14 protein-coding genes and 1 riboswitch are annotated in these 12,284 nt (G+C 74.9%); of the genes, 8 read left to right on the top strand and 6 right to left on the bottom strand.

Going from position 1 to position 12,284, the window contains the following annotated elements; genetic code table 11:
* Nucleotides 1-99 precede the first annotated feature (99 nt).
* Entirely contained in the window at nucleotides 100-1,329 is a 1,230-nt protein-coding gene (gene sufD / locus ACME2J_RS12615; RefSeq protein WP_495545272.1) for a Fe-S cluster assembly protein SufD, read from the top strand.
* 73 nt (nucleotides 1,330-1,402) lie between these two features.
* On the opposite strand, the gene ACME2J_RS12610 is transcribed toward sufD, so the two are convergent.
* Complete coding sequence (locus tag ACME2J_RS12610; RefSeq protein ID WP_495545271.1) at nucleotides 1,403-1,876, bottom strand: peroxiredoxin; 474 nt, start codon at nucleotides 1,874-1,876, stop codon at nucleotides 1,403-1,405.
* A gap of 20 nt (nucleotides 1,877-1,896) precedes the next feature.
* Between ACME2J_RS12610 and ACME2J_RS12605 the strand changes: the two genes are divergently transcribed.
* The 5 genes from ACME2J_RS12605 (at nucleotide 1,897) to arfB (ending at nucleotide 6,215) form a co-directional block, all read left to right on the top strand.
* Nucleotides 1,897-3,042, top strand: coding sequence for a M20/M25/M40 family metallo-hydrolase (locus ACME2J_RS12605; RefSeq protein WP_495545270.1), 1,146 nt, complete (start codon nucleotides 1,897-1,899; stop codon nucleotides 3,040-3,042).
* Between the two features lie 118 nt (nucleotides 3,043-3,160).
* A riboswitch (cyclic di-AMP (ydaO/yuaA leader) is annotated at nucleotides 3,161-3,317 on the top strand.
* Nucleotides 3,318-3,323: 6 nt separating this feature from the next.
* A complete protein-coding gene (locus ACME2J_RS12600; protein WP_495545269.1) occupies nucleotides 3,324-4,418 on the top strand; it encodes a peptidoglycan-binding domain-containing protein in 1,095 nt (364 codons plus the stop codon).
* A gap of 69 nt (nucleotides 4,419-4,487) precedes the next feature.
* Nucleotides 4,488-5,039, top strand: coding sequence for an NADPH-dependent FMN reductase (locus tag ACME2J_RS12595; protein ID WP_495545268.1), 552 nt, complete (start codon nucleotides 4,488-4,490; stop codon nucleotides 5,037-5,039).
* The gene (locus tag ACME2J_RS12590; RefSeq protein WP_495545267.1) at nucleotides 5,036-5,779 is read left to right on the top strand and encodes an LOG family protein; all 744 of its coding nucleotides are present in this window, start codon (nucleotides 5,036-5,038) and stop codon (nucleotides 5,777-5,779) included. The genes ACME2J_RS12595 and ACME2J_RS12590 overlap by 4 nt, the downstream gene beginning before the upstream one ends.
* 25 nt (nucleotides 5,780-5,804) lie before the next feature.
* Entirely contained in the window at nucleotides 5,805-6,215 is a 411-nt protein-coding gene (gene arfB / locus ACME2J_RS12585; protein WP_495545266.1) for an alternative ribosome rescue aminoacyl-tRNA hydrolase ArfB, read from the top strand.
* 8 nt (nucleotides 6,216-6,223) lie between these two features.
* Here the strand turns inward: arfB and ACME2J_RS12580 are convergent, their stop codons facing one another.
* From ACME2J_RS12580 to fni, 3 genes are read right to left on the bottom strand one after another with little or no spacing between them, the layout of a single operon-like run.
* Complete coding sequence (locus tag ACME2J_RS12580) at nucleotides 6,224-7,045, bottom strand: phytoene/squalene synthase family protein (protein WP_495545265.1); 822 nt, start codon at nucleotides 7,043-7,045, stop codon at nucleotides 6,224-6,226.
* On the bottom strand, nucleotides 7,035-8,555 hold the full coding sequence (gene crtI / locus ACME2J_RS12575) for a phytoene desaturase family protein (protein ID WP_495545264.1): 1,521 nt from the start codon (nucleotides 8,553-8,555) through the stop codon (nucleotides 7,035-7,037). Before crtI ends, ACME2J_RS12580 begins: the two co-directional genes overlap by 11 nt.
* A complete protein-coding gene (gene fni / locus ACME2J_RS12570; RefSeq protein WP_495545263.1) occupies nucleotides 8,552-9,616 on the bottom strand; it encodes a type 2 isopentenyl-diphosphate Delta-isomerase in 1,065 nt (354 codons plus the stop codon). Before fni ends, crtI begins: the two co-directional genes overlap by 4 nt.
* Nucleotides 9,617-9,698: 82 nt before the next feature.
* Between fni and ACME2J_RS12565 the strand changes: the two genes are divergently transcribed.
* Together ACME2J_RS12565 and ACME2J_RS12560 are read left to right on the top strand one after the other, a co-directional pair.
* Nucleotides 9,699-9,974 carry a hypothetical protein gene (locus ACME2J_RS12565; RefSeq protein WP_495545262.1) on the top strand — a complete coding sequence of 92 codons (276 nt, stop codon included), beginning with the start codon at nucleotides 9,699-9,701 and terminating at the stop codon, nucleotides 9,972-9,974.
* Between the two features lies 1 nt (nucleotide 9,975).
* On the top strand, nucleotides 9,976-10,728 hold the full coding sequence (locus ACME2J_RS12560; RefSeq protein ID WP_495545261.1) for a methyltransferase domain-containing protein: 753 nt from the start codon (nucleotides 9,976-9,978) through the stop codon (nucleotides 10,726-10,728).
* Between the two features lie 33 nt (nucleotides 10,729-10,761).
* On the opposite strand, the gene ACME2J_RS12555 is transcribed toward ACME2J_RS12560, so the two are convergent.
* Both ACME2J_RS12555 and ACME2J_RS12550 read right to left on the bottom strand, forming a co-directional pair.
* Nucleotides 10,762-11,754 (bottom strand): carbon-nitrogen hydrolase family protein, encoded by a 993-nt coding sequence (locus ACME2J_RS12555; protein ID WP_495545260.1) that lies wholly within the window; start codon nucleotides 11,752-11,754, stop codon nucleotides 10,762-10,764.
* A gap of 134 nt (nucleotides 11,755-11,888) precedes the next feature.
* Nucleotides 11,889-12,281 (bottom strand): hypothetical protein, encoded by a 393-nt coding sequence (locus ACME2J_RS12550; protein ID WP_495545259.1) that lies wholly within the window; start codon nucleotides 12,279-12,281, stop codon nucleotides 11,889-11,891.
* Between the last annotated feature and the right edge of the window lie 3 nt (nucleotides 12,282-12,284).

Below are 12,284 nucleotides of genomic sequence, written 5' to 3'. Positions count from 1 at the left end.
AACGGCTTCATCGAGCCGATCGTCAAGGAGCTGCCGATGGAGTACGCGGTCGAGATGAACCGCCTCATCGAGCTCCAGATGGAAGGGAGCATCGGCTAGATGTCGACGACCGCAGCGACGGAGCCCGAGTGGCTGCAGGAGCGCCGCTCGGGCGCGGCGGAGCGTGCCCGCACCCTGGAGCTGCCCTCGTTCAAGGGGACGCCCGGCTGGGAGTTCACGCCCCTCAAGGGGCTCGACCTCGATGCCTACGCCCCGGCGACGGGGGGGACGGCAGCCGACCGCGCGCTCTTCGACTTCGAGGGCGCGGTCCGCGTCGGCGGTGAGGCCTCCGGCGAGGCGACGAGCGAGGGCCCGGTCATCCTCCCCCTCGGCGAGGCGGCCGCCCGCTACCCCGACATCGTCGGCAAGCACCTCGGCACCGTCGTCGCCGACTCGGCGCTCGTCGCCCGCAACGACGCCCACTGGAGCGACGGCGTCTTCGTCTACGTGCCGCGCGGCGTCCACGTCGAGGCCCCGATCCTCGTCACGCACGTCCACGAGCAGGCCGGGACGGCGCTGCACACGCGGACGCTCGTCGTCCTCGAGGAGGGCGCCGAGGTCGAGATCTGGGACCAGACCGTCAGCGGCGACGACGAGACGGAGGGCCTCGTCAACGGCGTCGTCGAGCTCGTCGTCGGGCAGAACGCCCGGCTGCGGTACGTCTCCGCGCAGGACCTCAACGAGAAGACCTGGATCTTCGGCGCGCAGCGCGCGGTCGTCGCACGCGACGGCCACGTCGACTGGGTGACGCTCGGGTTCGGCTCGAAGAACGGCAAGGTGTTCCTCGAGACGACGCTCGCGGGCCCCGGCGCGCACGCGACGGTCACGGGCGCCTACGCGTCGCGCGGCCGGCAGCACCTCGACGTCGACACGCTCCAGGAGCACGCGGCGCCCAACACGACGTCGGACCTCGCGTTCCGCGGGATCCTCAACGACCGCTCGTCGACGGTGTGGCGCGGGATGATCAAGGTCGACGAGGGCGCGCAGCAGACCGACGCCTTCCAGGAGTCGCGCAACCTCCTCGTCTCGAAGAAGGCCCACGCCGACGCGATCCCCGGGCTGGAGATCCTCGCCGACGACGTCGCGTGCACGCACGCGGCGGCGATCGCGCAGATCGACCCGGGCCAGCTCTTCTACCTCCGCAGCCGCGGCCTCCCGCTCGCGGCGGCGCGCCGCATCGTCATCGAGGGCTTCCTCGAGGCGACGGTCGCGCGCCTGGAGGAGGGGCCGATCCGCGAGCAGGTCACGGAGGCGATCGGCCGTCGCCTCGAGCAGGTCCTCGGCACCTGAGGCCCTGCCGCCCGAGGCGGCGCGTCGGCCCGCCGCCTCGCGGCGGGGCGCCGACGCACCGCCGCGGCGGCGGTCAGGTGCTGGCCGTCGGGGCGGGGAGGCCGGCGAGGACCTCCGCGAGGTCGTCGACCGTCTTGAACTTGAGGGCGGTCCGGTAGACGTGGGTGTAGGCGATCTTGCCGTCCGCGTCGATGACGACGGTCCCGCGCTTCGTCCCCATGATGCGCGAGTCCATGCCGAACGCGGCGGCGACGGAGCCGTCGGGGTCGGCGAGCAGGGGGACCGTGAGTCCGTGCTTCGCGGCGAAGGACTCCTTCGAGCCGACGTCCTTGCCGCTCACGCCGTAGACCCTCGCGGGCAGGTCGGCGACCTCGTCGGCCCGGTCGCGGTACGAGCAGAACTGCTTCGTGCACACGGTCGTGTCGTCGCCCGGGTAGAAGAGGAGGACGACGTTCTCGCCGCGGTGATCGGAGAGCCGGAACGGACCGTCGGTGCCCGACGTCTCGACGTCGGGGGCGGGGTCGCCGACTGCGGGAATGCGTGCCATGAGAGGGTCTACGTTCCCAGATGACCGACTGGATCCATCGCCAGGCCACGCGGATCGCGTCGGACGCCGTCCCCGAGCTCGAGCGGCTCGTCGCCGTCTCGTCGCCGTCCGGTGACTCGGACGGCGCGGAGGAGTGCGTCCGCGTCGCCACCTCGCTGCTCCCCGCCGAGGCGGACGTCGAGCGCCTGCCGTGCTCCTCGCCCGATCACGCCGACGACCTCCTCGCGACCGTCCGCGGCTCGGGCGAGCGACGCCTGCTCCTCCTCGGCCACATCGACACCGTCGTCGCCCACGAGGAGCACCGGCGCCTCTCCGTCGACCCGCACGACGCGAACGTGCTGCGCGGGTCGGGGTCCATCGACATGAAGGGCGGCGACGTCCTCGCGCTCGGCGTCCTGCGCGCGATCGCCGAGGACCGCCTCGCCGACGTCGAGCGGGCCGATCTCCTGCTCGTGTGCGACGAGGAGTGGCGGCGGTCGCCGTTCGCCCACGCGCAGCGGTTCGCGGACTACGACGCGTGCCTCTGCTTCGAGGCCGGTGAGCGGACGGCCGACGGCGACGAGGCGGTCGTCGTGAAGCGCAAGGCGGCCGGCACGATCCGCGTCGACGCCGCCGGCCGGTCCGCCCACAGCGGGGCGCGGCCCGAGGAGGGGCGCAACGCCCTCCTCGCGCTCGCCTCCGCGGCGCAGTGGGTCGCCGCGCAGGCCGATCCGGACGGGCCGCACCACCTCACCGCCGTCCCCACGGTCCTCCGCAGCGGCGACGCGTTCAACGTCGTCCCGGCCGCGGGCCAGCTCCTGTGCGATCTGCGGTCGGACTCCGAGCGGGCGTTCGACGCCGTCATCGAGGGGCTCCCGCGCGACGTCGCCGGCGTCCGCCTCGACGTCGAGACGCTGCGGATCTGGCCGGGGATGGACTGCCGAGAGGCCGCCGCCCCCGTCCTCGAGTCCGCCGGCGACGTCCTCGGGCGTCCGATCCTCGCCTCGGAGCGCGGCGGCGCGAGCGACGCGAGCCACGTCGCGACCGTCGTGCCGCTCACGATCGACGGCCTCGGGCCCCTGGGCGGGGGCGCGCACGCGCCTCACGAGCACGTGCTGCGGGACTCCCTCGGCGCACGGGCCGAGGTCGCGCTCGCGGTCGTGGACGCGGTTCTCGCCCGCCCCTGAGGACCGGAAGGCGGTCCTCTGCTCGGACCGCTCGAACAAGGGCTTCACCCGTCATGCCGGAAAGAAGTCGGTCATCGCGTAACGGGTGTCCCCTTGGTTCTGTAGGCTTTCGCGAGTTTGACAACCCATGCCGAGCCCCCGCCACACGGATGGAGGGGGACGGGGGACCCACCGGACCAAGATGGTCGGGGGCGAATCCGGGCTTGAACGCCCGGTAGCGCAGCACTCAGCGCGAGCCCGACAGCTAACCCCGTAGGCGCAGAGAGCCAGGGGTTACGCACATGCACCACCGCTTCGTCCAACGCCGTTCCGTCCGACTCGCGCTCGTCGCGGCAGCCGCGACCGCCGCCACGTTCACCGCGCCGGTCGCTGCACCCACCGCGGTGCTCGGAGTCGCCGTCGCCGACACGTCGAGCGACCGCGACTTCGGCGACCGCTCGCTCCGCGCCGGCGACAAGGGATCCGACGTCCGGGAGCTGCAGCGGCTCCTCAACAAGGTCGGCATCGAGGTCAAGGTGAGCGGCACCTTCGACGCGGCGACGAAGAAAGCCGTCCAGCGCTTCCAGCGCGCCGCCGGGTTCAAGCCGAGCGGCGCCGTCGGCAAGACGACGGCCCGCTCGCTCCGCCAGGCGGTCAGCGGCGGCGCCGAGGTCGCGGGCACCGGCGGCTTCGCCGCCAGCAGCGGCCCGCGTCCGAGCCGCCTCGGGCTCCGCCTGCCGGTGAAGTCCGGGATGAGCGGCCAGGACATCCGCGTCCTCCAGGACTTCCTCACCCGCGCCGGCTTCCGCACGAAGGTCGACGGCCAGTTCGGCGGCGGCACGAAGAAGGCGCTCAAGCGCTTCGAGAAGGCCAACGGCCTCCCGGACGACGGCGTCGCCGACGCGAACGACCTCGACGTCCTCCGCGGCCAGGTCGACGCCGGTCCGGACGCCGAGACCGCCGAGAAGCCGCTCGAGCTGGCTCCCGGCGACCGCGCGAAGCTCGGTCCCGACGGTCTCGCGATCGCCCCTGCGAACGCCCCGCAGGAGGTGAAGGACATCATCGCGGCCGGCAACAAGATCGCGAAGAAGCCCTACATCTACGGCGGCGGGCACGGCAAGTGGGACGACAAGGGCTACGACTGCTCGGGCTCCGTGAGCTACGCCCTCTACGGCGCCGGGCTCGTGAAGAGCTCGATGCCCTCCGGCGGCTACGAGACGTGGGGCGAGTCGGGCGCCGGCAAGTGGGTCACGATCTACGCCAACGGCGGCCACATGTACATGGTCGTCGCGGGCCTGCGGTTCGACACGAGCGGCCTCAAGCAGGACGGCTCCCGCTGGCACGACACGGACCGCCCGACGAGGGGCTACAAGGTCCGTCACCCGAAGGGCTTCTGACGGTCGCGGCGCGCCGTCGCGAGCGGGCGGCTCTGGTCACCAGGGGCCGCCCGCTAGCCTCAGCAGCCGATGACCCCGCCCGTCCGGATCCTCGCGGTGCCCGGCGCGCTGCGCCGCGGATCGTTCAACCGCGCGCTCGCCGCCGCCGCCGTGGAGGAGTCACCGGACGGCGTCGAGGTCGCCGTCCACGGGCTCGAGGACGTCCCTCTCTACGACGGTGACGTCGAGGCGGCAGGGATGCCCGACGGCGTCCGCGCCTTGCGCGACGCGCTCGCCGCCGCCGACGCGCTCCTCCTCTGCTCCCCCGAGTACAACGCGTCGGTCCCCGGGGTCCTCAAGAACGCGCTCGACTGGGCCTCGCGCGGTGACGACTCGCCGCTGACCCGGCTGCCCGTCGGGCTCGCCGGCGCGTCGCCGGGACGCTTCGGCACGGTGCGCAGCCAGGCGCACCTGCGTCAGGTGCTCGCCGCGACCGGCGCGCTCGTGCTCCCCAAGCCCGAGCTGTACGTCGCGGGGGCGCGGTCGCTCTTCGCCGAGGGGCGGCTCGCCGACGACGAGACGCGCTCGCGCCTGCGGACGCTGCTCGCCGCTCTCGCCGAGTGGGCGGGCGCGGTCCGATGACGGACCGCGAGGAGCGCGGGGACGACGAGGCGGTCGTCCCTCACCACCCCCGCAGCCCGGACGAGGAGCTCCTCTCCGCGGATCTCCCCACCGTCACCGAGGAGCGCACCGACGCCGAGCGCGTCGCCGACGCGAGCATGGAGCTCGCGACGGGCTTCGCGACCCTCCGGGGCGTCGACCGCGCGGTCTCGGTCTTCGGCTCCGCGCGCCTCCACGAGGGGACGCCCGAGCACGCACTGGCGCGCGAGGTCGCGCGCCGGCTCGGCGAGGAGGGCTTCACGATCATCACCGGAGGCGGGCCGGGCCTCATGGAGGCCGCGAACGCCGGCGGCCAGGATGCGGGCGTGCGCTCGGTGGGCCTCAACATCGTCCTGCCCTTCGAGCAGCTCCCGAACGAGCACCAGGACATCTCGCTCGAGTTCGACTACTTCTTCACGCGCAAGGTGATGTTCGTCCGCTACGCGAACGCGTTCGTCGTGTTCCCGGGCGGCTACGGGACGCTCGACGAGCTCTTCGAGGCGCTCGTCCTCATCCAGACCGAGAAGATCGAGGACTTCCCGGTCGTCCTCGTGGGGACGGACTTCTGGTGCGGACTCGTCGACTGGATCCACGAGCGGCTCGTCGCCGGCGCGCTCGTCTCGCCCGGAGACGCACGGCTCTTCACCGTCACCGACGACGTCGAGGAGGTCGTCGACACGGTCCGGGCGGCGAGCGACCGACGGTGGGGGCGCGCGCGCTGAGCGTCCGCGCGCGATGATCCGGACGATGGCCGAGCCGCTGCGCGTCACCTCCCGCGTCGCGATCCCCGCCGACGAGCTCGTCGTGCGCGTGAGCCGCTCGTCGGGACCCGGCGGCCAGCACGCGAACGTCACCGCGTCTCGCGTCGAGGTCGTCTTCGACGTCCGCGCGTCCTCTGCACTCACGCCGGAGCAGGCGGACCGCGTCGTCGCGCGACTGGGGCCGGTCGTGCGCACCGTCGCGCAGGAGCACCGCAGCCAGGCGCGCAACCGCGAGCTCGCGCTCGAGCGGATGCGGGAGCGCCTCGCCGGCGCCCTCCACGTGCCCCGCTCGCGCACGCCCACCCGCCCGTCGCGCGCCGCGAAGCGCCGCCGCGTCGACGCGAAGAAGGCCCGCGGCGCCGTGAAGCGCCAGCGGCGCCGGCCGGTCGACGAGTAGCGGCCCGCTCAGACCTGCACGAGCGCCCGCGCCCCGACCACGACCTTGCGTCGGCCCGGCACGACCGCGCGGCCCGGACGCGTCCCGAGGCCGGCGCGCTCGATCTCGCGCAGGATCTCGCGGTACATGGCGGCCGCGGCGGCGATCGCCCGCCCGCCGCGGCGCAGGCGGGGGATCCCGGCGAGGCCCTCCTCGTAGAGGGCGTCGGCCCGCGCGATGTACTCGCGCAGGAGGGCGGCGCGCCGGCCGGGCGTCGGCGGACCGTGCCGCGCGACCGCCGTCGCGGGGAGGTAGCGCCGACCGGCCGCGGCGTCCTCGTCGATGTCGCGGAGGATGTTCGTCAGCTGCATCGCGCGGCCGAGCGCGGCCGCGGCCCGCAGCGCCTCGTCGCGGTCGCCGTCGACCCCGAGGATCGCCGCCATGAGGATGCCGACGGTGCCGGCGACCCTGTGGCAGTAGCGGTCGAGCTCGTCGTCGTCGGCCGGCTCGCGGCGCTCGATGTCGTCCCGCATGCCGGCGCAGAAGTCGCGCAGCGCGTCGGCGGGCAGGGGATGGCGGTCGGCGAGGCGCGCGAGGATGCGCGTCTCGGGGCTCGTCACGCTGCCGTCCTCGCACCACGCCTCGACCGCGGCCACGCGGGACGCCGCCTCGGGGCGCCGCTCGTCGACGAGGTCGTCGAGCGTCCTCATGACGAGGTAGAGGAGATGGACGTCGTCGCGCACGTCGCCGGGGAGCAGCCGGCAGGCGAGCGAGAACGTCCGCGCGGCCCGGCGCGTGGTCGCGCGCGCCTCGCGCAGGAGCGGATCGGAGCGCTGGCCGTCAAGCAGCAAGGTCCGGCTCCTTCGCGATCGCGTGGGAACGGGGGAGGAGGCCCGCCGCCGCGTCGGCGGACACGAGCCCGGCCGTCACCTCGGCGCCGAGGAGGACGCCCGGGATCCCGGCCCCGGGGTGGGTCCCGCCACCGACGCGGTAGAGGCCGCCGATGCGCGGGTCGCGGTTGGGCGGGCGCAGCGCGGCGCTCTGGTGCAGCGTCGGCTCGAGCGCGAACGCGTTGCCGTCCCGCGCGTCGTAGCGGTCCCGGAAGTCGGCGGGCGTCATGCGGTGCTCGGCGACGACGCTGTCGCGGAGGCCCTCCAGGCCGAACGTCGTCTCGAGGTCCTCGAGCAGCCAGTCGCGCACGCGGTCGCCGTCGCGCGCCCAGTCCTGGCCGCCGCGGAGGTTCGGGACGGGGAGGAGGACGCAGATGGAGTCCCCGCCCGGCGCGGCCATCCCTGGCTCCGTCCGGTTGGGCACGTGGAGGTACGTCGACGACGTCGACGGCAGGCGGCCGCGCCGGGTGACGTCGCGGATGAACTCCCGGTAGCCGCGGCCGACGAGCAGCGTGTGGTGCCGGAGGGACGGGAAGGACCGGTCGGTGCCGAGATAGAGGAGGAGGCACGACATCGTGGGGCGCAGCGGGCGGCGGGCACGGCGGCGGACGGCGGGAGGCAGGAGCCCGTCGAGCTGGAGGACGTCGCCGTTGTGGACGACGGCGTCGGCGGCGATCCGCTCGCCGCCCTCCGTCACGACGCCGCGCACCCGGCCGCCGTCGACCTCGATGCGCGCGACCCCGTCCCCGCAGCGGACGTCGAGCGGCGTGGCCATCGCCTCGACGATGGAGTGGACGCCGCCGTCCGCGTACCAGACGCCGTCGAGGAACTGCAGGTAGACGAGGGCGCCGTAGATGGCCGGCACCCGGAAGGGGTCACCGCCGATGAAGAGCGAGTGGAAGCTGAACGCCTCGCGCACGCGCTGGTCGCGGAAGAACCGCGCGGTGCGGTGCCACAGCGGGAGCGCGGCCCCGAGGCGGACCATCGTCGGCGTGAAGGCGGCGAGCCGGCGCAGCGACGAGAACTCGCGCCGCCCGGCGCCGAGGATGCCGGTCTCGTAGACCGGGCGCATGGCCTCCATGTAGGCGTCGAACCGCGTCGCGTCGCGGGGTGAGAGGCGCGCGATCTGGTCCTTCATCCCGTCGGGGTCGCGGACGAAGTCGATGGTCGCCCGCTCGTCCCCGGGACGCTCGGCGGCCCACTCGATCCGGTAGAACGGGTCGAGCTCGCGCAGCGTGACCTCCGCCCCGAGGTCGAGGCCCGCGGCGGCGAACGTCTCCTCGAGGACCCACGGCATCGTGACGAGCGACGGGCCGGTGTCCCAGGTGAATCCCGCGTCGCGGATCTGGGCGGCGCGCCCGCCGGGGGCCGGGCGCCGCTCGACGACCACGACCTCGTGACCGGCGCCTTGGAGCCGAAGTGCGACGCCGAGGCCGCCGAGCCCGGCTCCGATGACGACGACGCGGCTCACCCGGGCGCTCCGGCGACGCGGAGGTGCTGGGGCCCGAGCGCCGCGACGGAGGGCGCCCCCGCCGCCCAGGTCGCGACCGCGATCTGGCGGACGACGGTCGCGACCGCCTCGCCGGAGGCGTCGTCGCGCGCCGCGAGCAGGAACGGCCGGGCGAGTCCGACCGCGGTCGCGCCGAGGGCGAGGCACTTCGCGGCGTCGACCCCGTCGCGCAGGCCGCCGCTCGCGAGGATCGTGAGATCGGGCGCGGCCGCGCGGGCCTCGGCGAGCGACACCGCGGTCGGCGTCCCCCAGTCGGCGAACGCCTCGGCGACGCCGTGCGCCGCGGTGTCCCGCCGCCCCTCGATGAGCGCCCAGTTCGTCCCGCCGGAGCCGGCGACGTCGATCGCCGCGACGCCGGCGTCCCGCAGCAGCGCGACGTCCTCGGCGTCCATCCCGAACCCGACCTCCTTCACCACGACCGGCAGCGGTGCGAGCGCGGCCACCAGCCGGCCGATCGCCTCGGCGACGCCCGCGAACTCCGGCTCGCCCTCCGGCTGGACGGCCTCCTGAAGCGCGTTGAGGTGGACGGAGAGCCCATCCGCTCCGAGCATCTCGACGAGGCGGCGTCCGCGCTCCACGCCCGCACGGCCGCGGATCTGGGCGGCGCCGAGATTCGCGAGGAGGAGCGGTGGCCGGGGGGCACCGGTCCGGAAGTACGTCCGACCGAGCCCGGGATCCTCGAGGAGCGGGCGACCCGACCCGAAGGTGAGCCCGATCCCGTGCTCCGCGGCGGCGCGGAGGAGGCGGAGGTTGATCGTCTCGGCCTCCGGCGTGCCGCCGGTCATCGCGCTCACGACGAGCGGGGCGCGGAGCGGCCGGCCGAGGAGCGTCACGCCGAGGTCGACATCGGCGAGATCGCGTTCGGGGAGCGCGCGGTGCCGGAGTCGCACGCCGGAGAGGCCGGTCCCGGAGACGTGCGTGACGCCGTCCTCGCTCGCGATGCGGAGGTGATCGGCCTTGCGCCCGTCGAGGGCGGGGCCCTCGTGGGCGACGGCGCGCGCGGGTGTGGTCGGCGGGGGCATTCGGACGGGGATACGCACGAGACCGCGAGGCGGACCGCCGGCTCGGGGGCAGGGCGCCGCAGCGTCTGGCAGGATCGCAGCCGTGGAGCGACGCGAGGACGGCCCCCCCGCAGACGTCGAGGCCCGTCCGGGCGACGTCGTCCTCGCGCGCGGTCCCGACGGTCGCTTCCACGCGCTCGTCCGCGGAGTGCGCCTCGGGCGCCTCGTCGTCGAGCGCTGCGACGGCCGGCCGACGGGTCCGCTCGCCCTTCGCGACGTCGTGTGCGTCTACCGGAGCATCGGATCTCCCTCCCCGGGCGCCGGTCTTCCCGCGGCGGAGCGCAAGCGCCCGACCGGGCAGCTGCGCTTCGAGGTCTGACGTGGGCGTCGCCCTCGGTCCCCGCCTGCGGCGCCTGTGGGCGACGCTGCCGGGGCCCGGCCGCCGCCAGGAGTGCCCGCTCTGCGGCACCCGACTCCGCCGGTTCCTTCCCGGGCCCGGCGGCCGCCAGCCGCGGGCGCGCTGCCCTCACTGCGGGTCGCTCCAGCGCCATCGCCTCCTCTGGCTCGCTCTCGAGCGCACGGAGGACATCGCCGAGCGGCCTCGCGACGTCCTCCACCTCGCCCCCGAGGCGGGGCTGGCGGCCGCGCTCCAGGGGCTCCCGGACGTCCGCTGGACCGGCGCGGACCTCGACCCGGCGCCGGGCCTCGTCCGCGCCGACCTCGAGGCGCTTCCCTTCGACGACGGCGCGTTCGACCTCGTCATCGCCAACCACGTCCTCGAGCACGTCCGGGACGACGGCCGCGCGTTCGCCGAGGTGCGCCGCGTCCTGCGTCCGGATGGCGTCGCGATCCTCCAGGTGCCCGTCAACGGGCCGGTGACCCGGGAGGACCCCGCCGCGACGCCGGAGGAGCGCCTGCGCCTCCACGGCCAGGAGGACCACGTCCGCACCTACGGCCGCGACGTCGTCGACCGCGTCGCGCGCAGCGGCCTCGTCCCGGCGTGGCTCGACGCGAGGGACCACGTCACCGAGGAGGACCGGCGGCGCTACGGCCTCGACTACGCCCCGGACTTCGGGATCGACCTCGGCGAGCTGCGCGAGGCGTGGGAGATCCACCGCTACCGCAGGCCCTGACCGGCGCCGGCCGGCGTGCCCGGCGGCACCGCGTCACCCCCCGGCGGCGACGCCGGTCCGCGCGGGCGCGCGCAGCGACGGGTCGAGCTCGTCGGCCGTCGGTCGGCCCACGGCGTGCCGGCGGTACCAGCGCCGTCCGTGGGCGTTCTGGTAGGTCCACAGCGCGGCGGCGACCGGGCCGCGATCGTGCATCCAGAACCGCTCCGGGATGTCGTCGAGCGGCGGCCGGCGGCCGATCTCGACGTCGGCGATCGCGACGCCAGGACCCTCGCGGCGATCGCGGCGGGCGAGCACGGTCCCGTCGGCCGCGCAGATGACGGCCCCGCCCTGGAAGTGCCCGCGATAGGGCACGCCCGGCGCCCACGGCAGCGCGCACTCGACGGGGCCGCCGTGCGCCGCGTGGGCGACGGGGGCGCCGACCGCCCGCGCCATCGCCTGCGCGATGTGCGCCGCGGTCCTCGCGTTGCTCGCCTCGAGGCGGCGCATCACGCCCTTCGGCGGCCATTCCGGGATGCTCCACCACGCCGAGCCGCCGACGACGACGTCGACGCGGCCGCGCAGCCGCCGCGCGGTCTGCGTCCGCATGAACTCCCAGCAGACGGCGGCGCCGGTCGCGACGTCGCCGCTCGCGTCGATGACCCCGTCGTCGTCACCCCCGACGTAGAAGCAGTTCTCCCACATCGTCGGGAGGTCCTTGTCGTGACGCCCGAGGACGGCGCCGTCGGGGCCGACGAGGAAGAAGGCGTTGCGGTTGTGGCCGTCCTCGTCGCGGCAGATGAACGAGCCGCCGGTCGTCGCGCCATGACGTGCGGCGAGCGTCCGCAGGAGGCGCAGGGCCGCGCCGTCGGGCGGGAGCGCGGCGTCGGCCATCGCATCGGCGAAGCCCATGCCCGTGGAGAAGAACTCCGGCAGGACGATCCACTCCGCCCCGCGGGCGCCGGCCTCGTCGCCGAGGGCCTCGCAGCGGCGCAGGTTCTCCGCGACGTCGGCCATCGCGGGCTCGAGCTGGACGACGGCGATCCTCATGAGGCCTCCCGGGGGTCGAAGGGGACGTCCTCATTCTCGACGGAGTGTCAAGAGCGACGGGTCGTCGCGCCTTCCTCCGGCGGGCAGCTCGCGACGCGCGCGGCGGGCCGGCCGCGCGCGTCACCGGCCCTCCCCTAGGGCGTCTGGTCCTCGAGCTGCTTGCGGGCCTCCTCGAGCTGCTTGCGGGCCGCGTCGATGTCCTCCTGGCTCACGCCGGACTGCTCCTCGAGCTGGTCGAGCGCCTGCTCCGCGGCGTCCGTGGCGTCCTGGCCGAGCGCGTTCGCGTCGTCCTGGAGCTGCTTGGCGGCGTCCTCCGGCGAGATCTCGCCGGACTCGACCTGCTCCTGGAGCTCCTGCGCCTCCTTCTGCAGCTCGGTCGCGCGGTTCTGGAGCTCGTCGCTCTGGTCCTGGAGCTGGGTCCCCGTGTCGCGGAGCTGCTCGGTCGTGTCGTCGTCGTCATCGCCGCAGGCGGCGAGTCCGAGGGAGGCGACGGCCGCGAGGGCCGCGATCGTCTTGCGGGGGATCATCGA

The sequence above is a fragment of the Paraconexibacter sp. genome, assembly GCF_059438195.1.
The sequence above is the reverse complement of the archived record's forward strand: the minus strand, read 5'-3'. Positions and strand labels throughout refer to the sequence as shown.